20 protein-coding genes, 2 tRNA genes and 1 pseudogene are annotated in these 24,528 nt (G+C 28.1%); 9 read left to right on the forward strand and 14 right to left on the reverse strand.

The features are described from left to right. Window positions 1-231: 231 nt before the first annotated feature. Window positions 232-1,017, forward strand: coding sequence for a c-di-GMP-binding receptor PlzA (gene plzA, locus QIA21_RS04310; RefSeq protein WP_091971719.1), 786 nt, complete (start codon window positions 232-234; stop codon window positions 1,015-1,017). A gap of 170 nt (window positions 1,018-1,187) precedes the next feature. Here plzA and QIA21_RS04315 read toward each other — a convergent pair whose 3' ends face one another. Then, window positions 1,188-2,195 (reverse strand): L-threonylcarbamoyladenylate synthase, encoded by a 1,008-nt coding sequence (locus QIA21_RS04315; RefSeq protein WP_091971717.1) that lies wholly within the window; start codon window positions 2,193-2,195, stop codon window positions 1,188-1,190. Window positions 2,196-2,301: 106 nt separating this feature from the next. Here QIA21_RS04315 and QIA21_RS04320 point away from each other — a divergent pair, with 106 nt between their 5' ends. The 3 genes and pseudogenes from QIA21_RS04320 to valS all read left to right on the forward strand — a co-directional run bounded on the left by QIA21_RS04320 (window position 2,302) and on the right by valS (window position 6,861). Continuing rightward, window positions 2,302-3,090: a septal ring lytic transglycosylase RlpA family protein gene (locus tag QIA21_RS04320; protein WP_301393253.1), complete on the forward strand. Its 789-nt coding sequence runs from the start codon at window positions 2,302-2,304 to the stop codon at window positions 3,088-3,090. Window positions 3,091-3,240: 150 nt separating this feature from the next. Beyond that, window positions 3,241-4,229 (forward strand): annotated as a pseudogene (locus QIA21_RS04325) (tRNA dihydrouridine synthase). 4 nt (window positions 4,230-4,233) lie between these two features. After that, complete coding sequence (gene valS / locus QIA21_RS04330) at window positions 4,234-6,861, forward strand: valine--tRNA ligase (RefSeq protein ID WP_301393254.1); 2,628 nt, start codon at window positions 4,234-4,236, stop codon at window positions 6,859-6,861. A gap of 91 nt (window positions 6,862-6,952) precedes the next feature. On the opposite strand, the gene QIA21_RS04335 is transcribed toward valS, so the two are convergent. The 3 genes from QIA21_RS04335 to groES form a co-directional block, all read right to left on the reverse strand. Then, window positions 6,953-7,549 carry a hypothetical protein gene (locus tag QIA21_RS04335; protein ID WP_301393255.1) on the reverse strand — a complete coding sequence of 199 codons (597 nt, stop codon included), beginning with the start codon at window positions 7,547-7,549 and terminating at the stop codon, window positions 6,953-6,955. Window positions 7,550-7,633: 84 nt separating this feature from the next. After that, a complete protein-coding gene (gene mnmC2 / locus QIA21_RS04340) occupies window positions 7,634-8,311 on the reverse strand; it encodes a tRNA (5-methylaminomethyl-2-thiouridine)(34)-methyltransferase MnmC2 (RefSeq protein WP_091971711.1) in 678 nt (225 codons plus the stop codon). A gap of 319 nt (window positions 8,312-8,630) precedes the next feature. Further along, on the reverse strand, window positions 8,631-8,903 hold the full coding sequence (gene groES / locus QIA21_RS04345; RefSeq protein ID WP_004789371.1) for a co-chaperone GroES: 273 nt from the start codon (window positions 8,901-8,903) through the stop codon (window positions 8,631-8,633). Between the two features lie 143 nt (window positions 8,904-9,046). On the opposite strand from groES, the gene QIA21_RS04350 reads away from it, so the two are divergent. The 3 genes from QIA21_RS04350 to QIA21_RS04360 all read left to right on the forward strand — a co-directional run bounded on the left by QIA21_RS04350 (window position 9,047) and on the right by QIA21_RS04360 (window position 14,583). Next, a complete protein-coding gene (locus tag QIA21_RS04350) occupies window positions 9,047-10,678 on the forward strand; it encodes an ABC-F family ATP-binding cassette domain-containing protein (RefSeq protein WP_301393256.1) in 1,632 nt (543 codons plus the stop codon). 35 nt (window positions 10,679-10,713) lie between these two features. Then, the gene (locus QIA21_RS04355) at window positions 10,714-12,393 is read left to right on the forward strand and encodes an outer membrane protein assembly factor BamB (protein WP_301393257.1); all 1,680 of its coding nucleotides are present in this window, start codon (window positions 10,714-10,716) and stop codon (window positions 12,391-12,393) included. A gap of 105 nt (window positions 12,394-12,498) precedes the next feature. Beyond that, window positions 12,499-14,583 (forward strand): P83/100 family protein, encoded by a 2,085-nt coding sequence (locus QIA21_RS04360; protein WP_301393258.1) that lies wholly within the window; start codon window positions 12,499-12,501, stop codon window positions 14,581-14,583. Window positions 14,584-14,664: 81 nt separating this feature from the next. On the opposite strand, the gene QIA21_RS04365 is transcribed toward QIA21_RS04360, so the two are convergent. Continuing rightward, a tRNA-Pro gene (locus QIA21_RS04365) sits at window positions 14,665-14,737 on the reverse strand. 9 nt (window positions 14,738-14,746) lie between these two features. Continuing rightward, window positions 14,747-14,820, reverse strand: a tRNA-Arg gene (locus QIA21_RS04370). A 103-nt stretch (window positions 14,821-14,923) separates the two neighbouring features. On the opposite strand from QIA21_RS04370, the gene QIA21_RS04375 reads away from it, so the two are divergent. Further along, window positions 14,924-15,559, forward strand: a complete 636-nt coding sequence (locus QIA21_RS04375; protein WP_301393259.1) for an endonuclease III domain-containing protein — start codon at window positions 14,924-14,926, stop codon at window positions 15,557-15,559. Between the two features lie 9 nt (window positions 15,560-15,568). Here the strand turns inward: QIA21_RS04375 and QIA21_RS04380 are convergent, their stop codons facing one another. The 3 genes from QIA21_RS04380 to QIA21_RS04390 are packed head-to-tail and all read right to left on the reverse strand — an operon-like array spanning window position 15,569 to window position 17,874. Next, complete coding sequence (locus tag QIA21_RS04380; RefSeq protein WP_301393260.1) at window positions 15,569-16,429, reverse strand: ABC transporter permease subunit; 861 nt, start codon at window positions 16,427-16,429, stop codon at window positions 15,569-15,571. After that, window positions 16,426-17,409: an ABC transporter permease subunit gene (locus tag QIA21_RS04385; protein WP_301393261.1), complete on the reverse strand. Its 984-nt coding sequence runs from the start codon at window positions 17,407-17,409 to the stop codon at window positions 16,426-16,428. Before QIA21_RS04385 ends, QIA21_RS04380 begins: the two co-directional genes overlap by 4 nt. Before the next feature lie 6 nt (window positions 17,410-17,415). Further along, the gene (locus QIA21_RS04390; protein ID WP_091971693.1) at window positions 17,416-17,874 is read right to left on the reverse strand and encodes a septum formation initiator family protein; all 459 of its coding nucleotides are present in this window, start codon (window positions 17,872-17,874) and stop codon (window positions 17,416-17,418) included. Window positions 17,875-17,973: 99 nt separating this feature from the next. On the opposite strand from QIA21_RS04390, the gene QIA21_RS04395 reads away from it, so the two are divergent. Next, a complete protein-coding gene (locus QIA21_RS04395) occupies window positions 17,974-19,098 on the forward strand; it encodes a hypothetical protein (protein ID WP_301393262.1) in 1,125 nt (374 codons plus the stop codon). Window positions 19,099-19,296: 198 nt separating this feature from the next. Here QIA21_RS04395 and QIA21_RS04400 read toward each other — a convergent pair whose 3' ends face one another. The 5 genes from QIA21_RS04400 to QIA21_RS04420 are packed head-to-tail and all read right to left on the reverse strand — an operon-like array spanning window position 19,297 to window position 24,468. Beyond that, entirely contained in the window at window positions 19,297-20,310 is a 1,014-nt protein-coding gene (locus QIA21_RS04400; RefSeq protein WP_301393263.1) for a DUF4340 domain-containing protein, read from the reverse strand. Window positions 20,311-20,326: 16 nt separating this feature from the next. After that, window positions 20,327-21,835, reverse strand: coding sequence for a GldG family protein (locus QIA21_RS04405; protein ID WP_091971687.1), 1,509 nt, complete (start codon window positions 21,833-21,835; stop codon window positions 20,327-20,329). A 4-nt stretch (window positions 21,836-21,839) separates the two neighbouring features. Continuing rightward, entirely contained in the window at window positions 21,840-22,574 is a 735-nt protein-coding gene (locus QIA21_RS04410) for an ABC transporter permease (RefSeq protein ID WP_091971684.1), read from the reverse strand. After that, window positions 22,571-23,500 carry an ABC transporter ATP-binding protein gene (locus tag QIA21_RS04415; protein WP_091971680.1) on the reverse strand — a complete coding sequence of 310 codons (930 nt, stop codon included), beginning with the start codon at window positions 23,498-23,500 and terminating at the stop codon, window positions 22,571-22,573. Before QIA21_RS04415 ends, QIA21_RS04410 begins: the two co-directional genes overlap by 4 nt. An 8-nt stretch (window positions 23,501-23,508) precedes the next feature. Then, window positions 23,509-24,468 carry a ribonuclease Z gene (locus QIA21_RS04420; protein WP_301393264.1) on the reverse strand — a complete coding sequence of 320 codons (960 nt, stop codon included), beginning with the start codon at window positions 24,466-24,468 and terminating at the stop codon, window positions 23,509-23,511. Window positions 24,469-24,528 lie beyond the last annotated feature (60 nt).

A 24,528-nucleotide genomic window follows, 5' to 3' on the forward strand; every position in this document is an offset into this window, starting at 1 on the left:
TGTAAAATTATTGTTATAATTTTACACTATACAAACAGTATTTTTAAGTTTTGTAAATTAAACAGATCTTGTGATGTTTAGGTGATGGTGTGTCTTTAATTTTAAGAGTAGATTTATTAATTGTTGATTAGTTTTGTTTATAATTTTATGGGTTTAAAACTGTTTAAAGCAGCTTTAAACGTTGCTTAGTGTTTTTATTTTTTATATCAAAAAAGGAGTAAGGAGAGGTTTATGCTTTTATCTAGAAAAATAAGAGATTATGGAACTAAATATAGAGGTAAAGAAATTAAAATGAGTACTGAGATAAATAGTTTTTTAAATCTTCGCAATACTATTGAGATGAAGATAGGCGCTTATTCTGTTTTTGGAGTAATTTATTCTATCTCTATGGATTCTCTTAAGCTTATTTTTCAAGAAGATACAGTATTGCCTGCTTTGGCTAAAAATAAAAATTTAGGTTCTATTCAACTTAAGAAAAATTCAGATTATAAGCATGGTGCAGCTTTTTTCCCCTTTTTGTCTGTGAAATTGTTAAGTGCTTCTGCTTATTCTTCTCAAGATAAAGAATACAATTTATTAACATTGGAATTTTTATCTCCTGCGCCAGAAGAGATTGCTATTAAAGTTGGAAAGCTTCTTGATTTAAAACTTGGGCAAAATCAGAGAATTCATGAGAGGATTATTGTTGATAAAGATTCTATTAGAAAGCTAAAGATTGATTCTGATAAAGCTTTTATTAAGTTTAATGGGTCAAAACATAAATGCTTAATAAAAGATTTATCTTATGGGGGTGCTTTAGTAATTTCTTCTTTTGATTGTGGGGATCTAAAGGAAGATGTAACTGATTTGATTTTTAGTTTTGAATTTATGGATAAAGAGATTTTTATTGAGGGTAAATCAAAAAGTTTAAGTGTTATTCAGACACCCAATGGAAAGGTTTTTGCGCTTGGTATTGCTTTTGATGAGGATAAAATACCGCTTGAGTATACTATGTTAATTCATGATTATTTCAATTAATCAAAAGATTAAAAATTTTTATCTTCTTGTATGAAAATTTGCTAGTAATGCTTGTGGGGAGGGGAAGTTTTTTTGAATGTATTTACTGGCTTTCTTGAAGTTAGGAGTAGTCAGTCTGTTGCATTACAGGTTTAGATTTTACTTTTAATAATTGAGTATTATTTAAATTTTTAATTAATGAATCTATTTGAACTGGCTTTTTTGATTCTATTGTTTATTGAGTATCCAAGTTCTTCATCTTTTACAAATTCACTAAGTATTTGTTTATAGCTGTTCTCAGAATTGACTAACTCTTTGTAAAGATTTTGTGCATACTCTTCAAGAGTATTAAATACTGTAATATTTTTTTTATCCCACAAAAAATTAAATAGATAGGATTTTAGAGTAGGTTTTGTGATAAGTATTTTTGTATCTTTGTCTAAATATCTTCTTATGTTATCTTGACTTTTGAATAAATAGACAGGAATTTTTGGTTTGTAATGCTCTATTATATTACCGGGTGATTTTTCTAACTCTATTTTTGTTTCTGCGTAATTTACTGTATATCTTCCTTGAAGTTCTTTTTCTATCATTTTTTTTGTTATTGCGCCCGGTCTTAATATTAGTACGTTATCTTTTATGTCAAATCCAATCACAGTTGATTCGATTCCAATATTAAAGTCTTTTTTCCCTTCTGTTTTTATTATTCCTTTTACAAGTCCATTCAATTCTTTTAAGGCCATTTCGAAGTTTGTTGAGCTTGGTCTTTTTGATATATTTGCAGATGGTGCTACTATGGGGACTTTAGATGCTTTGATTAAGTTTAAAGCTATTTTATTTGCAGGAATTCTTATTGCCACTGTGTCTAAATTTCCACTTACAAATTTGGATATTTTTATTGATTTTTTAAGAACATAGGTTAAAGGGCCCGGACTAAACCGTTTTATTAGCATTAGAGCACTTTTAGGAATATATTCTGACAGTTCTTTTATTTTTTTCACTGTGTCAACGTGTACTATTAAAGGATTTTTAATAGGTCTTTTTTTTACTAAAAAAATCATTTTTACGGCATCTTCATCGTAAGCATTTGCACCAATTCCGTAAACCGTTTCTGTTGGAAATACAACAAGTTCTCCCATTTTGATAAGTTTTGCCGCTTTTTGTATTTGGTTACTGCGGATTATTTCTGTTGACATCATTTTTTAGACTTTTTTTCTCTTTATAATTAAATCAAAAAAAATGCAAATAAGCAATTTGTGAGCCCGATTGTTTATTGAAATATGTTTTTATATTATAATAAATATTATGAGAAATTTAATTGATACCATCGTAAGAGATAATAGAAGCTTTGTTTTTCTCTTTGTATTTTTTTTTATTGCTTCTCATGTAAATTCCGCTACAGTAGGTCTTGCCTCATGGTATGGCGAAGCTTTTCATGGTAAAATTACTGCTAATGGTGAAAAATTTGATATGATGGCTCTTACTGCTGCTCACAAAGAATTACCTTTTAATACTGCTGTAAGAGTTACAAATCTTTTAAATAATAGATCAGTTGTTGTAAGAATTAATGATAGGGGTCCTTTTAGGAAGGATAGAATAATCGATTTGTCAAAACATGCTGCTGAGAAGCTTGATTTTTTGGGAATAGGAGTTGCTCCTGTAAAAATTGAAGTAATTGAAAGCGTAAATGAAAAAAAATCTTCTGTCTCAAAATCTAGTGACTTTAAAAAAGCATTTAATACTGCTGAGGTTGAAGAAGAAAAGAAAACCAAGAAATCAGATGAGAATGTTTCTATTGAAAATAAATCTTCAAGTTTATTAGCAGATTATTCAATTTCTGATGACAAAGAAACAGATTTTTACATACAAGTCGGATCTTATAGGAGAAAAGATTATGCTGATAGGGCTTATCGAATATTAAAAAAAGCGGGTCTTTTTGTTGTAGTAAATTCCCATGGGCCGTTTTATACTGTTTTTATTCCTACTAATGCTGATGATATTCAAAAAAATATAGACCTGATTAAATCTGCTGGATATAAAGATACTTTAGTAAGAAAGACCAAGGTTCCAGGAGAGAGTCTTGTTATGGATTGATTTTTTTAAATTATTTTTTTATCAAGATTGTTTATTGATTTTTTGAAATCTTATGATTATGTCATTTATTACCACTCTTTTTAGAATACAAATCTTTTAAGTAAGGCAAAATAGTTACTTAAAAGATTTGTATTATTATATAGTTATTTTATGAAGTTTTTATTTAATATTCCTCTTCCAATTATGATTTTAGCCCCAATGGAGGACGTTACTGATACTGTTTTTAGAAATTTAATTCATTTAGTAGGATCTGAAGAAGGGGAGCCCCATATCTATTTTACCGAATTTATTTCTACAAAGGGAATTTTAAATAGATCAAAACAATCTATGCAGCATGTTTTTTTAAAACCCAATGAACTTGATAGGCCTTTAATTGCTCAAATTTGGGGCAATGTTCCTGAACAATTTTATAAAGCAATAGAAATATTAGGGGGCATGGGGTTTTGGGGGATTGATATTAATATGGGCTGTCCTAAGAGTAAAATAATTAAAAAAGGGGTTTGTTCAGCTTTAATTAATAATAAATCTTTGGCTAAAGAAATAATTCTTGCAAGTAAAGAAGCTTGCGCAAGATTTAATTTACCTCTTAGCGTTAAAACTAGACATGGATTTTCATATCCAGAAGTTGATGATTGGTTGGGGTTTTTGTTGAGCTTTGGAATTGATATGTTAACGGTTTATCCAAGACTTGCTGTTAATCAGAGCAAAGGCCCTGTTAATTTTGATATTTTTTATGAACTTGTTAAGTTGCGAAATAATCTTAGTCCTTCTACGCTGATTATTGGTAATGGAGATGTTTTGAGCCTTGAGGATGCTAGATATTATGTTGATAAATATTTAATTGATGGGATTATGTTTGGTCGTGGAATTTTTAAGAATTTAAATTTATTTAAATTATCTTCAAAACACTTTTTGGATAGTAATTTGAATTTTAGGTTAAATATATTAAAATTCCATATAAAGGATTTTCATGCTACTTGGGGACTTGGAAAAGATTTTAATAAACTTAAAAAATATTTTAAGATATATTTTACTGAGAAGGAAAGGCAGAGTAAATATTTCTCAAATCTTATAAATTCAAAAACTTATGAAGATCTTTTTGAAAATTTAAATGTTATGGTATGGTAGGAGATTTTTAAAACGATGAATTTTAGACCCTTTGAAAAATATGATCCTAAGGCATTTGAAGATGAAATTTACAACAAGTGGCTTAAAAATAATGTTTTTTTACCAAATAATTCTTTATTTGAAAAATTTAGTATTGTTGCTCCCCCTCCCAATGTTACTGGTGTGTTACACATGGGGCATGCTCTTAATTTTGTTTTGCAAGATATTTTTGTAAGGTATAAAAGAATGAAAAAGTACAATACTTTGTGGCTTTTCGGGACAGATCATGCAGGAATAGCAACACAGGCTGTTTTTGAAAGACATCTTAAAAATATTGGCAAAAGTAAGAATGACTTTAAAAGAGAAGAGCTTGTTCAAGAAATTTTTAAATTAAAAGATAAGCACAGGGGCATAATTGTCAATCAGATAAAAAAACTTGGGGCGTCTTATGATCATTCAAGAGAAAGGTTTACTCTTGATGAGAGTCTTTGCAAGGCTGTTAATAAGGTTTTTAAGGATTTATATTCTAAAGGGTTGATTTATAGGGGCGAGTATCTTGTTAATCTTGATCCTGGATCTGGAAGTGTTGTTAGTGATGAAGAGATTGAATATAAAGAAGTTGATGGTAAGCTTTATTTTGTTAAGTATTTTATTAATGATTCTTCTTTTATTGAGATTGCAACAACTCGGCCTGAGACTATGTTTGGGGATACTGCTATTGCTGTTAATCCCAATGATGAGAGATATAAGTCTTTAATTGGCAAAGAGGTCACAATCCCTTTGACAAGTAAAAAGATAAAAATTATTGCAGATTTTTATGTTGACAGCTCTTTTGGTACTGGGGCTTTAAAAGTTACTCCTGCACATGATCCTAATGATTTTGAAATTTCAAAAAGGCATAATATTCCTAAGGTCAATATTTTAACTCAAGATGGGAAACTGAATGAAAATGTTCCTTTGCAATATCAAGGATTAAGGATAAAGGATGCAAGATCTAAAATAGAGATAGAATTAATGGAAAAAGGGTTTTTGCAAGGCGTTAAAAAACATAGGCAACAGGTTGGACATTGTTATCGATCGGGTGAGGTTGTTGAACCTTATTTGTCTACTCAGTGGTTTGTGAGAATGAAGCCTTTGGCAGACAAAGCTTTAAAGGCTTTAGAGAATGGTGAATTGAGATTTTACCCCAAAAAGTGGGAAAATACATATAAATATTGGTTATCAAATATTAGAGATTGGTGCATATCAAGACAGCTTGTTTGGGGACATAGAATACCGGCTTGGTACAATATTGATACATCCGAGTTTGTTGTTAGTGATACTGATCCTTCTTTAGATGAAAAAAATAAGGGCAAAAGGTTTGTTCAAGATCAAGATGTTCTTGATACTTGGTTTTCTTCTTGGCTATGGCCTTTTTCTTCGCTTGGATGGCCTAATGTTACTGTTGATTTTAAAAATTATTATCCAACAAATACCTTAATAACAGCTTACGATATAATATTTTTTTGGGTTGCAAGAATGGTGATGGCGGGAATAGAATTTACAGGCCAAGTTCCTTTCAAAGATGTTTATATTACACCCCTTTTGCGCGATAAACAAGGTAAAAAAATGTCAAAGTCCTTAGGCAATGGAATAGATCCTCTTGACATTATTCATGAGTATGGAAGTGATTCTTTGCGGTTTACTTTGTCTTTTTTGTCTGTTCAAGGTCAAGATTTAAATATTGATGCTAAAGATTTTATGCTTGGAGCTAAGTTTGCAAACAAGGTTTTTAATGCTTCCAAATTTATTCTTTTAAATTTAAAAAATAGAGAAATATTAAAGGATTTGAAATTTAATGACATTGACAAATGGTTGCTTACAAGCTTAAATTCAACCATTCTTGGCGTGGAATCTTCTTTTGAAAATTATAAATACAATGAAGCTTCAAAATTCGTTTATGAGTTTTTTTGGAATGATTTTTGTGATTGGTATATTGAGATTAGTAAAATTGATCTGAATAGTGAAAATATTGATATTCAAAATATGGCTATTTCCAAGTTGCTATTTTTTCTTAAAAAAGCATTATTAATTTTACACCCGTTTATTCCTTTTGTTACAGAAAAAATTTATTCTGAATTTTCAGAAAAAGGAGATATTTTAGCCTTAAATGAATATCCGAGTTTTGATATCACCAATAATTTTCAAGAAGAATTTGAAAGTTTTAAAGTATTTAAAACTTTCATTGTAGCCATTAGAACACTTAAGAGTGAATTCAATATATCTTCTAGCATTGAAATTGATGTTGCTTTAAAGTTTGATGCTGACTTTAAATATGAAAGATACTTTAAGGACAATGAGAGTATTGCAAAAAGAATGATTAATTTTAAGAATATATTTTACAATGAAAATTGTGATGGCATGTTGGGTGTAGCTGTAGTTGGTTTTGAAATTTATGCAGACGTTAAGTTATTGATAGATAAAACCAAGGAGTTAATAAGGCTTGAAAAGCAGCTTGAAAAGTATAAAATGCTTAAGATTTCTGTTTCAAAGAAGCTTGAAAATGAAGATTTTTTAATGAATGCTCCTAAGGAAATTATTGAATCCGAGAAATTAAAATTTGTAGAATTTTCTTCTTTAATTAAGAAGATAAATAGTTATATTTTTAATTTAAAAAATCTGTAAAAAATTTAAAAAATTATTATGCAATTGAATTTGTTATGGTTATCTTTTCAGCAAAAGTCATGCTTTTTATTAAAAATAGCATTTTACGCTCTTAATTGTTATTTAATGTTTGAGGAGATAAAAATTTTGAATCTTGTAGTTTCATGAAGCTATTTATTATTATTGATACATCTTCTTCTTTGATGTAAATTGATGGAAACGTTTTTCTTTGATCAAAGAGAAACTCAAAATCAAGAATTAAATAAATTTGATTACTTTTGCTAGTTACGCTTAGTTTTAATTCAAAATCATCATCGTCTTGATACTGTTTATTGGGATTTTCTTTAATCATTTTTGTGCCTAATAATACGATTTCGTTTTCTTTAATGCTTTTTGGTCTACCATTAAATAAGCTTAGACTTTTGATTATATTGCTAGTATTTAAAAGATTGAAAAAGCTGAAATTTCTTCTATATCCGTTTTCTTTCAGGATAAGCTTAACTTCTGAATCGTGATCTTTGATGTATGATCCATTATGCTCAATTTCAATAATGCCTTCAAGGCTTGCATTATTTAGAACTTCAGAATATTTTTCTTTTTTTATTAATATATCTTGTATAAAGAACAAATCTTTGATTGTGTCTTTTCCAAAAATATAACTATTGGATATTAAAAAGATTAAGGCTACAATAAATATTTTTCTTGTCATTAAAATTCTCCTTTTCTTCCACTTGACAGTATATCATATTTTGTTAGAATTATTTTTTTAACAGTTTATATCATAAGTAATTTTTTAATTTTTTTGAGCTTTTATCATATGCCTTTTGTTTCCAAATCCTTTTTCTATGTGAATGTGTTTAAAATTAGCAAGTTTTAAGCCATCTTTTACAATTCTTGCAGAGGAAAACGTTGAAAGCTTGCATTCTGAACTGCTTTTCTCAGAAATTAAATTGAATATTTCATTGTTCCACATTTCAGGATTTTTTTTAGGATTAAATCCATCTAAAAACCAGTATTCTACATTTTTTGGAATTTCTTTAATTTTTATTTTAGCGTTTCCAATTAAAATTTTTAAATTAACATTTTCTGTTATTTTCAGTTTTAAATTTTTTTTTGGAATTTTGGGATAATGTTTTAACATCAATTTGAAATAATCGGTTTCTTTAATGAAGAATTTTGAAATTTGCATTATTGTGTTTTTTTTGAGTGGAAATTTTTCTATGGAATAATAATTAATCTTTGACGTTATGTTATTTTCTTTTATGAATTTTAAAAGACATATAAAGTTTAATCCTGTTCCAAATCCCAATTCTGCTATTAAAAGATTTTCTTTTGTTTTTAATTCTAAATCTAGATTGCAACCTTTAATAAAGGTATAAAAACTCTCTTCGATCCCATACCTTGGATTGTAATAAATGTCATCGAATTTGCTTGAATATATAGTGCTTTCTTTAAAAATTGTTTTTTTCATTTAAGTTCATTTTTTCAAGCTTACAAAACCCTGTAAGCTTGAAATTTTTAATTTGATTGATCAGAATAATAAGTTTTTATGACAAACTTGTAATTTTCATTGAAGACTGCAAGTTTTAATAAAAAAATTTTTATTTCTAAATATTTAGAAATTTTAGTAGTTCCTTCTTTAAAAGAACAAAACTTTCTACCATTTCTGCTTTCTCTTTTAAGGCATGATCACTTTTTTTATTCATACTAAAACCAGAACCTTATTTTTTTAATAGTCTTTATAAAATATTTCTCGTAAAGACTAAAGCTAAGTTTAGCTACTTAGCTTTTTACTCTTCTATTATTGCAACTATTTCTTTTGCTTTTAGTATTAAATGTTCTTTATTCTCGATTTTCACAGCAGCTCCTGCATACTTTTCATAAAGTACAGTGTCGCCAACTTTTACAGTGATCTCTTCTTTGTTAGAACCAATGGCTATGACTGTTCCAATATTTGTTTTTTCTTTTGCATTTTCTGGTATGTAAAGTCCTGAGATTGTTTTACTCTCAGCTTCTTTAATTTTTATTAAAACTCTATCAGCTAAAGGCTTAATATTTTTCATTTCAAACATCTCCTTATGTTAATAATATTAAATATACGAAAAAATTGAGAGTTGAGTCAATATATTTATATAGTGCTTGAAAATTAAATTAATTTTCAAGATAATTTTCTTATTAGAATATCAATTTTAGGCAGGGTAATGGTTTGATAACTGTAAATAATTTGGAAGTTGCATTTGGGGGGAGAGTTTTATTCAAAGATGTAAACATTAAATTTTCTCCTGGAAATTGTTATGGAATAATTGGTGCTAATGGGGCAGGAAAAAGTACTTTTTTGAAAGTGCTAGGAGGAATGATTGAATCTACTAAGGGTGAAATATTTATTCCTAAAAATCAAAGAGTAGCGGCTCTTGAGCAAGATCAATTTGCTTATGATGCATGTAAGGTTATCGATACTGTTATTATGGGTCACAAAAGACTTTATTCTGTTCAAAAAGAAAAAGATGAAATTTATAATAAACTTGATTTTAGCGATGAAGATGGGATTAGAGTCGGGGAGCTTGAAGCAGAATTTTCAGAGCTTGGAGGATACGAGGCCGAATCCGATGCAGCAGTTCTTCTTAAGGGTCTTGGAATAGATGAGTCAATTCATAATAATTTAATGGGTGATATTGAAGGGGCTTTAAAGGTCAGAGTTCTTTTAGCGCAAGCGCTTTTTGGTGAGCCTGATATATTACTTCTTGATGAGCCTACTAACAACCTTGATTTACAATCTATTAAATGGCTAGAAGAGTTTTTAATTAACTTTGAAAATACAGTCATTGTTGTGTCTCACGATAGACATTTTTTAAATCAAGTTTGTACTCATATTGTTGACATTGATTATGGGAAGATTCAATTGTATCTTGGAAATTATGATTTTTGGTATGAAACAAGCCAGATTTTAAACAAGCAACTAAAAGATGCTAAAAAGCGATCTGAAGATAAAATTGCTGAACTTAAGACATTCATTCAAAGATTTTCTAGTAATGCATCTAAGTCTAGGCAAGCAACATCAAGGAAAAAGCTGATTGAAAAAATAAAGGTTGAAGATTTAAAGCCTTCTTCAAGGAAGTTTCCTTATGTTAATTTTAAAATCGAAAGAGAACTTGGTAAGAATGTTCTTACAATTAAAAATTTGATAAAAGAATTTGAAGGAAATTTAATTTTAAATAAATTTAGCAGTATTATTGAACCCCAGCAAAAGATTGTTTTTTTGGGAAATCCTATGTTTGCAACTTTTTTGTTTGATATTATTACAAATGAAGATAGAAATTATAAAGGTCATTATGAATGGGGAGCTACTGTTAATTTTTCATATTTTAATAAGGATAATGGAAAATATTTTGATTTAGATTTAAATTTAGTTGATTGGTTGCGTCAGTATTCAAAAGAGCAAGATGAAACTTATATTAGAGGATTTTTAGGTAGAATGCTTTTCAGTCAAGATGAAGCTTTAAAGAAGGTAAATGTTCTCTCAGGAGGAGAAAAAGTAAGATGTATGCTTGCTAAGGCTATGCTTAGTGGAGCAAATGTTTTGATACTGGACCAGCCCACAAACCATTTAGACCTTGAAGCAATTACCTCTTTAAATGCTGGGCTTAAAGAGTTTAAAGGAGTTGTTCTTTTTACATCGCATGATCATCAATTTATAGATACTGTTGCCAATAGAATTATTGAGTTTACTCCTAATGGAATAATTGATCGATATATGACTTTTTCTGAGTATGTTGATGATACTAAGATTAGAGATTTGAGAAACAACCTTTATGGTGATAATGCTGTTTTTAGGCTTTAGTAGCGGTTTTTTAAAAACTCAAAAGGTTTTTTGTTTTGAGATGTGTACTTTTTATATTTGTGTTTTCAGCTTCTTTTTTAAGGCTTTATTCTAGTATTAATTTATATTTTCAAAAAGCATTAACCGGTAAAGTTGTAGGCAATCCAATTATTGATGAAAAACGTGATACTATTACGGTTTTAACAAAAGATAGATGGCTTACTACTTATACAATGTCATTTGAGAAGAAATATTCTTATAGATTGGATAGAATCCCATATTCTTTTCTTTTAAAAGATTTTGATAATGGGTATTATGTTATTACAGTTAGAAATGAAGTTAAAAAGATCAAAAGAGGAAAGCTTATTTGGAAGTATAAGCTTGATTTTTCACCTTTAGGTGTTCCTGCCATAGGGAATGTTAGCATTTTAATTCCCCTTGCTGACGAGAGGGTTGTTTCTATTGATTTAGAGAGTGGAAAAAAAATGTTTGAGGTCAAGATAGATGGTAGACCTGCTACTTCTCCTGTAGTTTTTGATAATGGTGATTTTTGCATTGCAAGTGAAAATGATAAAATATTTTTGTTTGATTCTTTAGGTGATAAGAAATGGTTTTCCAGACTAATTGCTTTTCCTTTTTTGTTAATGATAAATACAAAAAAAGAGGTAGTTGTTGGGCATAAGTCAGGTCATATTGTTGCTTATGGGAGAGATTTTGGGGAAGTTGTTGGCTCTATTAAGTTAGACTTTCCTGTTAATTTTTTATTTGAAAAGTTTAATGGAGAATATGTCGCAATTTCAAGTGTTGGTATGTTTTTTGATTTGAATAGAAATTTTAAGCTTAAATTCAAAAAAAAAATGAACTTTGAGATTGAGAAAGCTGTTCTTTATAATAATAGAAATCTTTTAATTTCTACGAAATCAAATGGAATTTTGTCTTTTGAAGAAAATTTTGATATATCTTTTGTGGATGCTAAGCTTAAGGATTTGTCAGGACTTAGTGCTAATTCAGGCATTATTGTCTTAGGAGGGGGTGATTGGGTTCTTAGTACTTATTATTACAAATACGATAAAGAACTTGATGTTAGCGTATGGAATCATTTTGGAGGCAATAAGTACAATCAAGGTAGGATAGATTTAAAAGAGAAAAGTTTTGTAGATTATGATGAAAATTATTTACTTCTTGATGAGATTCTTAGTTCTAGTTACAGTAGCGCTGCGTATGATAAATTTTTAGGGATTTTGGATTTTCTTGCAACTAAACATGGAAACTTTCCCAAAAAATATTTAAATTTATATAAAAAAGCTTTTAATGTTTGGCTTTTGCCAGAAAAAGGACTTGATAGAATTGTTTCAAGGGGTAAGCTTTATAGGTATTTTGCATATGTTAATGATGAATTTTCAATTAAGAGTCTTATTAATTTGGCAATTAGAGAAAGAGATATTAACAATATAATTACCATAGTTCAAACTATTACCAAATTTGAAAGTTATTATGGACAAGATTGTATTATATATAATTACATTCAAAATATAGTGTTAAATTATCAAGGCAATTTGGAAATAGCTTATTCTGTGATTTTAAATTTGAGAAATATAATTTTAAATTCAACAGACAAACTTCTTAAACTTTGTAAGCATAAGTATATAAATTTATTAATGTTTATGAGACGACAAAATTTTTCTGAAAATATTAACAAATACATTAATGAAATTATTTCAAGCATTCAAGATTGAATTAACTGTTTTGTATATAAATCTGATTATGTTAAAATTAGGTTTAAATTAGTGAATTTAGTTGATAAGGTAGGTTATAATTAAATTTATAGGAGAATTTCTTTTATGAAAAAAATGTTACTAATCTTTAGTTTTTTTCTTATTTTTTTAAATGGATTTCCCCTTAATGCAAGGGAAGTTGATAAGAAGAAATTGAAGGACTTTGTTGATATGGATCTTGAGTTTGTAAATTATAAAGGTCCTTATGATTCTACAAATACATATGAACAAATAGTGGGTATTGGGGAGTTTTTAGCCAGACCGTTGATCAATTCCAATAGCAATTCAAGTTACTATGGTAAATATTTTATTAATAGATTTATTGACGATCAAGATAAAAAAGCAAGTGTTGATGTTTTTTCTATTGGTGGTAATTCACAGCTTGACAGCATATTGAATCTAAGAAGAATTCTTACAGGGTATTTAATAAAGTCTTTCGATTATGAGAGATCTAGTGCGGAATTAATTGCTAAGGTTATTACAATATATAATGCTGTTTATAGAGGAGATTTGGATTATTATAAAGAGTTTTATATCGAGGCTGCTTTGAAGTCTTTAACTAAAGAAAATGCAGGTCTTTCTAGAGTGTACAGTCAATGGGCTGGGAAGACACAAATATTTATTCCTCTTAAAAAGAATATTTTATCTGGAAATATTGAGTCTGACATTGATCTTGACAGTTTGGTTACAGATAAGGTGGTGGCAGCTCTTTTAAGTGAGAATGAAGCAGGTGTTAATTTTGCAAGAGATATTACAGACATTCAAGGCGAAACTCATAAAGCAGATCAAGATAAAATTGATATTGAATTAGATAATATTAATGAAAACGATTCTAATATAACAGAAACTATTGAGAATTTAAGGGATCAGCTTGAAAAGGCTACAGATGAAGAGCATAAAAAAGAGATTGAAAGTCAGGTTGATGCTAAAAAGAAACAAAAAGAAGAACTAGATAAAAAGGCAGTTGATCTTGATAAAGCTCAACAAAAATTAGATTCTTTTGAAGATAATTTAGATATTCAAAGGGCTACTGTTAGAGAAAAGATTCAAGAGGATATTAACGAGATTAACAAGGAAAAGAATTTACCAAAACCTGGTGATGTAAGTTCTCCTAAAGTTGATAAGCAGCTTCAGATAAAAGAGAGTCTAGAGGATTTGCAAGAGCAGCTTAAAGAAACTAGTGATGAAAATCAAAAAAGAGAAATTGAAAAGCAAATTGAAATCAAAAAAAGTGAAGAAGAACTTTTAAAAAGTAAAGATCATAAAGCATTAGATCTTAATCAAGAATTAAATTTTAAAGCTTCTAGCGAAGAAAAAATTAAAGGCAAGGAAGAAGAAATAATCAAAGGTAAATCACAGGCAAGTTCGGATGATTTGAATAATGACGAAAACCTAATTATGATACCAGAAGATCAAAAATTATCAGAGGATAAAAAATTAGATAGTAAAGAAAATTTAAAACCTGTTTCTGAGGTTGAAAAAATAGATAAAATTTCCAAGTCTAACAGTAATGAGGATACTGAGTCATCGCCATTAGATAAGCCTTCTTATAGTGACATTAATTCAAAAGAGAATGCAAATAACAAAGATGTTGATTTGCAAAAAACCAAGTCTCAAGTTAAAGATCAATCTACTTCTTTAAATGAAGATTTAACTGCTATGTCTGTGGATTCCGATAGTCCTATATTTTTAGAGGTTATCGATCCGATTACAAATTTAGGGACACTTCAACTTATTGATTTAAATACTGGTGTTAGACTTGAAGAAAGTACTCAGCAAGGCATTCATCGATATGGAATTTATGAACGTGAAAAAGATTTGGTTGTTATTAAAATGGATTCAGGAAAAGCTAAACTTCAGATACTTAATAAACTTGAGAATTTAAACGTGATATCAGAGTCTAATTTTGAGATTAATAAAAATTCATCTTTATATGTTGACTCCAAAATGATTTTAGTAGTTGTTAAGGATAGTAGCGATGCTTGGAGATTGGCTAAATTTTCTCCTAAAAATTTAGATGAGTTTGTTCTTTCAGAGAATAAAATTTTGCCTTTTACCAGCTTTTCTGTGAGAAAGGATTTTATTTATTTGCAGGATGAGTTTAAAAGTTTACTTATTTTGGATTTAAATACTTTAAAGCAAGTTAAATAATTTTGCAGTTTGACTGAATTTGTATAAATTACTAAAAAGCTAAAAACTTTGTTTTTAGCTTTTTAAATTTTAAATATTTTTTCGGGATGGTGGGATTCGAACTCACGATCCCCTGCTCCCAAAGCAGGTGCCTTAGCCACTAGGCCACATCCCGAGTGAAAAGCGCACCAATTAGGACTCGAACCTAAAACCTACAGATTAGAAGTCTGTTGCTCTATCCAATTGAGCTATTGGTGCATTTTAAATGCTAATGATGAGTATATCATTTTGAAAAATCCTTGTCAATAAAGTCCAGATGCCTTTTCTTTGTATATTTTTTAATTTTTGTTTTGCGTTTATAATGTTTTATAATTTTTTTATGATTAATCTTGATTTGATTGTTGATGAAACTTTGTTTAGGTATCCCAATGTTAAACCTTTTTTGAATTATAAAAATAATTATGAACTTTTAATGATGGTAATTTTGAGTGCAAGAACAACAGATAATTTGGTGAATAAAATTTCTCCGTATCTTTTTGAAAGATATGAGAATTTTGAAAGTTTATCAAGAGCAAATGTGAGAGATGTTGAAAAATTAATTTATAAGGCTGGCTTTTATTCAAGGAAAGCTAAAAACATTGTAAATTGTTCTATTGATATTTTGGAAAAATTTAATGGTGTTATTCCAAATAATATTTTTGATCTTGTTAAACTACCTGGAGTAGGTCGAAAAACAGCAAATGTTATTCTTGGAGTTGTTTACAATAAGCCTGCAATTATTGTAGATACCCATTTTAGCAGAGTTATTACAAGGCATGCTCTTTCTTTGGAAAATTCTCCTGTTAAGATTGAACTGGATCTAAGAAGAAGAATAGAGCCTTGTAAGCAATATAGATTTTCTATGGCTATTAATAAACATGGAAGAGAAATTTGCACTTCTAGAAATGTAAGTTGTGCCAATTGCTTTTTAGAAAAATTTGCTCCAAGAGTTTATTAATTTTTTCAGTTAAGATGATATTAAATGTTTCATTTTTTTTCTTAGTTTTAAATTTATTATTGCTAGTATTATATTTATACCTATTATTATGAGCAGGGGATTGATCCATATCCATAGATATTTATTACCCATTTTCATATAGTTTAACAGTTCTCCAAGACTGGGATATAGATTTTTATCTTGGTTTTGTAAAAAGCTTACTACTTCGAAAGTAGTAAGACTTCTTGCCATTTGTAATGGGATTATGGATGATATTGATGAGAATACTTCTGGAAAAATGTGACGCAATATTATTCTAATTTTGCTTGCCCCTATAGCTTCACTGGCTTTAACATAATCTAAATTTTTTATTATCAATGTATTGTTTCTTGCAATAAAAGCAAATCTGATCCATCCATGAATCAATGCCAGTAATGTTGCTGTCTGAAGTATATTGTAAGTTTTTTGTTTTAAAAAGTAGTAAAAAACTAGAGACACAATATAAAAAAAGGGTAACGTTTGCAATGTTTCGACTAGTTTTGAAATTAGCATGCAAATTTCAAAACTAAACATGCCAATTATTGTTCCAATGAAGATACCAATTGCTGCAGAAATTGTTGCGTAGCTTAGTGAAAGTAGAATAGAATTTCTGGTTGCAATTATTAGTCTTGCCATAATGTCTCTTCCCATTTTATCTATTCCTAGTGGATTGTCTTTTGTTGGTGGCATAGGAATGTTTTTGATAGATTTTAAATAAACTTTATTTGGATCTTTTTTATAGATTGCAATTTTTGAATTTTCATTAACCAGTGTTGGGGCAATGATTAATAATATAATAAATATGTTAAAGAGTGTGATATAAATTTTTTTTATTATTATATCTGGTTTCATTGGCTTAGGGTGTCCTTATATGGATTGATTTTGTAAATTAGTATATCTGTTATTATATTTGGAATAAGCATGATGAAAACACCAATAAAAATCAAATCTTTAGAAATAACATAATCGTTGAATTTTAAAGCATCTAAATATAAAGCTCCAATTCCATCAATTTCAAACATTGATTCAATCATTGATGCTCCAAAAAAAGCAGTCGTAAAAACAGGCCTCATGTTCGTAAGTAATGGTGTTATTGATGGAATTAATGCATGTTTCAAGATTATTTGTAATTTATTTATTCCTCTTGATTTTGCAGCTTTTATGTAAAATTCTGATAAAGTTTTTTCAAGAGATTGTTTAAAAATTACAGAATTAAATATGAAGAATGAAAAAAACCAAGCAAATCCACCTATTATTAAATTTTTTGGATTTAAATTTAAGTAATATATTAAAGACAATATTAAAAATACTGTTAAGTTTCTTGGCATAGAGTGGAGCAATAGCATTAAATATTCTAGCAAATTATTTATTAAGTCGTTTTTTATGTAAATTTTCCAAATTATAACAAGGGCTATTGCTACAATATAGGAGAGTAGGGCTCCTGGAATTGAGACTTTTAAAGTATTGAATAATTTTTTAAAAATTATTTTAGTGGTTGGTTTTCCTTTGCTTAGCAGAGAGTATCGATAATCACCCCATAGTATTCCTTCATTTTTTGTTTTGTATATTATATATGAATTGCCAGCTATATGCTTTAAAAAGCAATTTTTTTCTAATTTTGATTTAGGGTTGAAGTTATGCACTAGGTTATAACTTTCTATGCTTTTGTATATTCCAATGTATTGTAAGTATTTTTTCAGGATGTTTGTTTTAACAAAAGGAGTATACTGGTGTTCATTTGAAAAAAAATTTACTAACGATGTGCAGAAAAATGACGCACAAATTAAATTAATTAACAAATATATTACATTTTTGAAAATAAATATTTTCAAAAAAAGCTAATCCTTAGAGTTGTTGAAATCAAGTTTATTGTTTTGTGTAATTTTTTTGGTTTGGACAATGCAACTTGATAAGAAATAATAAATTAAACCTATTGTTATTGATATAAAGTAAAAATTTTGATTCTTAGAAAGGGGTTTTTGTAGGGTTAATATTTGTCCTTGATTATATTGAACTTTATTATTGTTAGTTTTTATTACTGTTGAATTTTTAGGATAGTAGCCCAATTTGTTGGCTTCTTTTAAAATTTCGGACTTAGATACTTGCAAATTAATATATCTTGCTTTTAATTCTTTTTGAATTTCTTTTAGTTTTTCGATGTGATTTTTTATTAACATTAAGTTGTTATCCAATTTTTGATAATTAACAAATCCTCTCTCCCCAAACATGGGAGCTATTATGAAGTAGCTTAGTATTCCTGAGTAAAAAGACATTGCAATTTTTTTATAAATAGTCATATAGCTTGTAATTATATTCTTAATATATTATATTTACAAGTAGTTATAAAGTTGATTTAGATTGTAGCGTAATGAGTAGCTTTGGAGAGCAAGTTTGGCATGAAGAAAAGTATTTTTTTTATCAAAGAAGGTCCCAAGGAAGTTGATTTTGATATAGAAAAAGTATTTTTAAGAAATGAGTCTATTGATATTGTTTCTACAGATTCAAATAATCTTAAATTTTTTTTAGATGAAAAGCTTTTAAAACTTGATAGTATATTAAAAGAACGACATGGTGAGTTGATTAATTGTTTAAAGGATGTTGAGCTTCGTGTTGAGAGAGTTGAAAAAGAAATGCTTGATCATGGGCTTAAGCTTGTTCAAAGAGATTTTATTACTTCTTATTCGAAAGATTTTGAAAAAAAGTCGTCTGAGATTGATGATTCATTTTCTAAAAAAGAAGACAATTTGCCCAATATTTCTATTGGGCAAGAAGAATTAAATGCGTTGCTTGAAGGTATTAATTATGCTCCAAAAGAAAGTGAAATGGGGGGGGAGCAGCACAATGTTAAATTTAATAGAGATAAAGATTTTGATTTGACTAGTAATTTGCATGTGGCTGACAATGGTTTTGATAATTTTGTTAAAAAAGAAGGTGGGGCTAGTTGTGATAATGTGTCCGTAGAAAATATTGAGTTAAATAATAATGATCATAATGAAGAATTGGAGAGTCTTGTAGATAATAAACAACATTTAGATTTAATTGATGAGAAGGGAACTATTGAGTATGAGAATAGTGTTAATTCTGATTTTCTTAAGAGCTCTGGTGAATGTCTCGAGTTAAAAGAATTTGACGACTTTGAAAGTATTTTAAAAGAGGATTTAGATTCTCAAGTTATTGAGGGTTCTTTTGCTAATGATGAAGAGAAAAATTTGATAGATGAAACAGATCGAGGGCAAAGTAATGATATTGCCAATTGTGAAAAGCCCAGTTTTAAAAATATAGCCGAAGATCATTCTTTTTCTCATTTTAATTTTAATGATGTTGAAAAGGTTGTGAGCAAGTTTAATTCTGAAGAATCTTTAAGTAATGTTATGCTAAATGGTGATGAAAAAACCGTGTTAATAAATTTCATTGATAGGGTAGAAAGTGAGCTTGAGTTAAATCCTAATAGAAATATTTTTAAAATTAAACAAGAGTATGAGGTTTTAAAAAAAGTTAAGTTTTTACTTACTAAAGGTTAAAGAGCCTATTTTATCAAATTTTATTTTTTTATAAAAATTTTTAAATTAATTTTTGATGGTTGGATAATTTTTTTGTTTTAATTAAAGCGAGACAACATTTTATCTTTTGATGAAATGTTGTCTATTGCTTGGTTACATTTTGATCATATTTATTTTTATATGTTTTGCTTTTTATTCCCTTTTAATCACATAACAAGATTAATCTGTATTGTTGTGATGTTCATGGAGATCTTCTTGATTATCGTTGCTAGAAATATTATCTTTTTCTGTTAATTTTTTTTCTAAGTTAAATACATCAAAAAAAGTCCATTTGCTAGTCATATAGTAATGCTCATCTTTATCTTTTTTGATTAATATATCGTTGTCATTTTCTTCGTTTTTATTAAAGTAAACCTCGATGTCGTTAACACTTTTATTGCTCCATTTGACTTCAATCTTGTATTGAAGCTTATAGTCATCTATTTTAGATTTGTCAATTTCAAGTCCATCAGCTTTAAATTCAGCAATAATATTTAAAGGCCTTTCCTTTGTCATTTTTTGGTTATTTAAAAAATAAAGACCATCTTTAGTGGTAATCTCATAGTTATTATTTATATTATTTTCATTTTCTTTTTTTAATTTTGTTATCATTTTTAATGATAAATTTTCTAATTTGGTGTTTTTTTCTTTAAATAATGTAGTATCTGAAAATGTATTATAGGAATTTCCTTTATATGATAAGAAAATATTTTTTGTTAAGTAAACATTTTCGTCACTACCTTTAATGTATGCTAGTCTTGAATCGCCTTCTCCTGATTTTCCAACAAAAATTTCTGTTAACAGTTTGTTATTATTGTCAAATAATTTGAAGCTTGGATTTTCTCCAATTCCCAGTTCTTTGTGTTTTTTTTGATCTCTGCTTACTAGTTTATTTTTTTGAAGTTCGTCTAATGCTTTGATTAAAGAATTAACTTTTTTATTATCAACGGGAATATTTTGTTTGTTATATGTCAGCATCCAATCTTTGCCAAGTTTTGTCAGTGTTCCTTCAAGTTCTGTTTCAATTCTAGAAATTAAATTCAAGTCAAAATCGAAAAATTTTTCTTCCAGTATTCTTGCTACTTTATTTTCATTTGAGAAAATTATTCCCAATAAGAATGTAGATGTTAACGCTATTATTATCAATATTTTTATTTTTTCTTTGTTGATTGAGAATATTTTTAGTTTTGTCATAAACACTCCTTTATTCTTAATTTGCTTTTCTTTTTCTAGTAAATCTAACAAGTCCAAATATTAATATTGCTGTTGGAAGAATAATTAAGTTAACAATTATTAATGAAAACTTTGCATTGACCATTTCGTTTGAAGAGCTTGTAAATTTTAATTTAGCTCGCACTTCTCTGGACTTAATATTAAAAAATTCTTCTTTTTGCATTAAATAATCTGAAATTCTTCCTGATAGTTCAAAGTTCGATGGAGAACCGTTGTACATGTAATCACTAAATATCATGCTTGATCCTGTTAGGATTATTTTAGAATTTTTGGAATATTGTTCTTTGTAAAGGCTTTTAATTTTTCCTTCAATTGCATATCCTAATATTTTAAGTTTATCCTCTTCAAATTTATTTGGAACTTCAAATGCATTCAAAGATATGTTTGAAAGATTAGGCTCTTTAACTTCCCACGATTGTTTGGAGCTTGCAAATAGAGGTAAAAATTTTATTTCCTCTGAATCTTTTTTTACAAGTTCTAATGAGCTGCTCCAAGGAATTGTAGCAGAATAAAAATTTTTCAGTAACGGCATGTCTTTTTTTACAATATTACTATTGTCTATTAAGGCCCATGGATAGTAAGTTTGGAAATTGCCACCTAAAAAGATTGTGGGCGCTCTTTTATCGAGAATAATATTGCTGTTGTATTTTATACCATAATTTTCAAATAGATCAAATAGTTTAGATTTAATAGGATTTATTCCATATGGATTTTGAGGATTGTAGTCAATTGCGCTTGTTGCAACAAATATTTTTCCATCATTAACAATAAAATCGTCAATTTTTTTTACAATCTCTTCATCAATTTCTTTAGCACCAATAATGAATAATCCATTAATCTCTTTTTTTATGTCTTCTAATTTTTCAGTTTTTAAATCTATTTCTTTTATTTCAATGCCAAATGCTTTTTTCATTATTTCGGAAAAGTTTTTGTGTGCTTCTTTTAAAGTGCTATCTCCAAAAGCAAGCCCTAAAACTTTTTTTGTATTGTTTATTAGCTTGTCAAGTCCATTCGCAAGGTCATATTCTAAATTACTGATTTCTGTTACAATTGGTATTATTTCTCTTTTCCCCTCGTAAATAAGTTCAATTCCTGAGTATATCTTAAGTATTGAGAGTTGATTGATATCTCTTAAGTCGATTTGCTGAGAAGGAATGCCAATGTGTTCTAATGGTGTTGAAATTTTATCAGCATCAAGCTCTTTATAAATTACCTTGCCTTTTGAAGCATCGGAAAAACTTATTAAAAAATTTTTTATTTGGTTTGGAAAAGCAAAATAGTTTTCAAGACTTCCTGAATTGTAATATGTTATATATATTGTTTCATTCGCACTTGTAAATAAATTTTTTGTAACTTCAGATATTGTAAAAGCTTTATGCTTTGTAAAGTCTATTTTAAAAATGAAAATAGATATGTTGCAAAAAATCAAAAAGATTATTGTAAGATTTAAAGTTAGGTTTAAAACTTCATTTTCTTTATTTTTCATAATTTTATCTCCATTTTTTTAGCGTTATGCTGTGTGTGCTTAGTATTAGAAATGTGATTGTAAATGTAATAAAATAAATAAAGTCTGATAAGTTTAGTATGCCCATATTAAAATAGCTAAAGTGATTAGTTATTGAAATAAAATTAAGCATTTCTCCTATTATATTTTCTTTTCCAAAAATCATAACCAATTTCCCAGAAAATAGTATTAATATCAGTGTAAATACGGTTAGAATGTAAGAGACTATTTGACTTTTTGTAATAGAGGAGATAAATGTTCCCATGCTTAGCACGGAGAGAGAATAAAGAATTATTCCTAGATATTGAAGCAATATTATTCCAAGGTCAAATTCTCCCATGAAAACTGTCATTGTTGTAAGAGGCAAGGTAAGTGAGAATAGTATTAAGGTAAATATTTTAAGAGTAATGAATTTACCCAAGACTATTTCTTGAGGGCTTAGCGGCAGAGCATAAAGAAGTTCAATGCTTCCTGTTTTATGTTCCTCTGAGAATACACCCATGCTAAGTGCTGGCAGCACTAACATCAAAATAATAGGCATTGAAGAGAAATAAGAGGTAAGAGATGCATTGTCTTTAATAAAAAATCCTGATAAAAAAATAAATGAAAAATTTATGAATATTAAAAAAAATAGCATAACAACGTATGCAGTTGGGGTTCCAAATAATATTTTTAGTTCTTTTTTAGAAAGCGATAAAGATTGCTTTAAGTCTATTTTCATTTTTCTATCTCCTTGGTTAATTTGCTAAATATCTTTTCAAGGCTTTCATGTTTTGGGACCATTGCTTTTAAGATTATATTATTTTTTACTATGTAACTAAAGAGATCTTCTTCTGTTTTGCCTTGAGATAGTTTTAATGAAATGTTTAAATTTCTCTCGTGTTCTTCAAGTTGCATTAATGTAAAAATATCGTTTTTGCTATTGAAAATTTTTTTTTCATTTTCAGATTTTTTTAAAACTATTAATTCTATTTCAATCTCTTTAAGTTTATTTTTAATAATATTTTCTTTTGTGTCATCAGCAACAATTACTCCGTTGTTGACAATAATTATTCTTTTACAAATAGATTCTACTTCGCTTAGTATGTGTGAAGAGAATAATATTGTACTTTCTTTTGTGAGTTCTTTTAAGAATTCTTTAAATTCAATTATTTGATTTGGATCAAGACCATTTGTTGGTTCATCGAGTATTACAAGTTTGGGATTGTTTATTAAAGCACCAGCTATTCCTACTCTTTGTTTAAATCCTTTTGAAAGTTGAGAAATCAGTTTATCTTCAACTTCTTTTAATTTGAATATGCTTACTACCTTGTCAATTTCTTTTTTGAATTTTTTAACTCCTTTTATTTCTGATATGAACTTTAAATATTCTTTAACAGAAAGTTCTGGATAAAGAGCTAGTTTTTCAGGAACATATCCTATTTGTTGTAGTATTTCTTTTGAATGTTCTATAATGTCTTTTCCAAAAATTTTTACATTACCTTTGCTTGGATAATGAAATGATGTTAAGATTTTGATTAATGTGGACTTTCCGGCTCCGTTTGGGCCAAGTATTCCAAGTACTTCGCCTTCTTCAACCTTAAAGCTAACATTAAATAGCGCTGTAAATGAACCATACATTTTGGTAACTTTTTCTACATTTATCATATACCCTCCTATTTAATAATAAAGTTATTTTTGTTTGCTTCAAGTCTCATTCCATCTTTTGTTAAAAAAATTTCTCCATCTGGATATTCCAATTTTGCCTCCTTTAGTAAATTTTCAAGATCTTTTTTTAATGTATATCTTTCACTAAAATGAATAAGTCCTGTTTGTAAAACTTTTGCTTGCTTGACAATATTTGCAGCTCCACCGGCTGTTAAGTGGAGTTTTTTATCTGCTTCCTTTTTAAGCTCGTTTTTAAATGTGCTTTCAATTATTACGAGGTTAAAATTTTTAATTTGCTGTATTAGTTCTTTAAAATAACCAGTATCTGTAATATATGCAACTTTTAATCCTTTTTTAGACTTTCCAAGTATTTCTGATGGTTTTATTATTTTCCCGTTTAGCAGTATTTCTTTTCCATCTTGCAGAGTTTTTCTAATAGGTCCTTTAGGTATATTTAACTCTTCTGCTTTTTCTGTATTGAATTTACCAGGTTTATCTTTTTCTATGAATAAATATCCAACGCATTCTATTGAATGTTTTAGCCTGGTGTATTCAACTTTTTTTGTTTTATCTTCATATATTATTTTTTCGGTTTTATCTATGATTATTTCTTTATAAATTATTTCATAGTTTTTATATATTTTAAGCATATCTATATTAGTTTTTGTATAATTTTTTATTCCAACAGGTCCAGCAATTATTAATGGGTCTTTTCTTGTTTCTCCACTTTGTGACATTAACATTACTATTCCAAGTAGTCCTGTAATGTGATCAGCATGTAAGTGTGTAATACAAATCATTTTTATTTTTTGCCAAGATATTTTTTGTTTTCTTAAAGACATTTGAGTTCCTTCTCCACAATCGAATAAAAAATTCTCACCATTGTATTCGATTAGCACAGATGATAAATATCTATTGTGGAGTGGTCTTGTTCCTCCAGTTCCTATAATGTTGATATTGAATCCCAAAGATTATTCTCCTGGTTTGTTTTGAAAGTGTTAATTAATTTTAATTGCTTTGCTAAATTT

The sequence above is a fragment of the Borreliella japonica genome (genome assembly GCF_030438115.2).
Classification (GTDB): domain Bacteria; phylum Spirochaetota; class Spirochaetia; order Borreliales; family Borreliaceae; genus Borreliella; species Borreliella japonica.

Excerpts from the sequence above, each read along its gene's own strand:
- plzA (WP_091971719.1), top strand. The coding sequence starts at position 232 with ATGCTTTTATCTAGAAAAATAAGAGATTATGGAACTAAATATAGAGGT.
- QIA21_RS04315 (WP_091971717.1), bottom strand. The coding sequence starts at position 2,195 with ATGATGTCAACAGAAATAATCCGCAGTAACCAAATACAAAAAGCGGCA.
- QIA21_RS04320 (WP_301393253.1), top strand. The coding sequence starts at position 2,302 with ATGAGAAATTTAATTGATACCATCGTAAGAGATAATAGAAGCTTTGTT.
- valS (WP_301393254.1), top strand. The coding sequence starts at position 4,234 with ATGAATTTTAGACCCTTTGAAAAATATGATCCTAAGGCATTTGAAGAT.
- QIA21_RS04335 (WP_301393255.1), bottom strand. The coding sequence starts at position 7,549 with ATGACAAGAAAAATATTTATTGTAGCCTTAATCTTTTTAATATCCAAT.
- mnmC2 (WP_091971711.1), bottom strand. The coding sequence starts at position 8,311 with ATGAAAAAAACAATTTTTAAAGAAAGCACTATATATTCAAGCAAATTC.
- groES (WP_004789371.1), bottom strand. The coding sequence starts at position 8,903 with ATGAAAAATATTAAGCCTTTAGCTGATAGAGTTTTAATAAAAATTAAA.
- QIA21_RS04360 (WP_301393258.1), top strand. The coding sequence starts at position 12,499 with ATGAAAAAAATGTTACTAATCTTTAGTTTTTTTCTTATTTTTTTAAAT.
- QIA21_RS04375 (WP_301393259.1), top strand. The coding sequence starts at position 14,924 with ATGTTTTATAATTTTTTTATGATTAATCTTGATTTGATTGTTGATGAA.
- QIA21_RS04380 (WP_301393260.1), bottom strand. The coding sequence starts at position 16,429 with ATGAAACCAGATATAATAATAAAAAAAATTTATATCACACTCTTTAAC.
- QIA21_RS04390 (WP_091971693.1), bottom strand. The coding sequence starts at position 17,874 with ATGACTATTTATAAAAAAATTGCAATGTCTTTTTACTCAGGAATACTA.
- QIA21_RS04395 (WP_301393262.1), top strand. The coding sequence starts at position 17,974 with ATGAAGAAAAGTATTTTTTTTATCAAAGAAGGTCCCAAGGAAGTTGAT.
- QIA21_RS04400 (WP_301393263.1), bottom strand. The coding sequence starts at position 20,310 with ATGACAAAACTAAAAATATTCTCAATCAACAAAGAAAAAATAAAAATA.
- QIA21_RS04405 (WP_091971687.1), bottom strand. The coding sequence starts at position 21,835 with ATGAAAAATAAAGAAAATGAAGTTTTAAACCTAACTTTAAATCTTACA.
- QIA21_RS04410 (WP_091971684.1), bottom strand. The coding sequence starts at position 22,574 with ATGAAAATAGACTTAAAGCAATCTTTATCGCTTTCTAAAAAAGAACTA.
- QIA21_RS04415 (WP_091971680.1), bottom strand. The coding sequence starts at position 23,500 with ATGATAAATGTAGAAAAAGTTACCAAAATGTATGGTTCATTTACAGCG.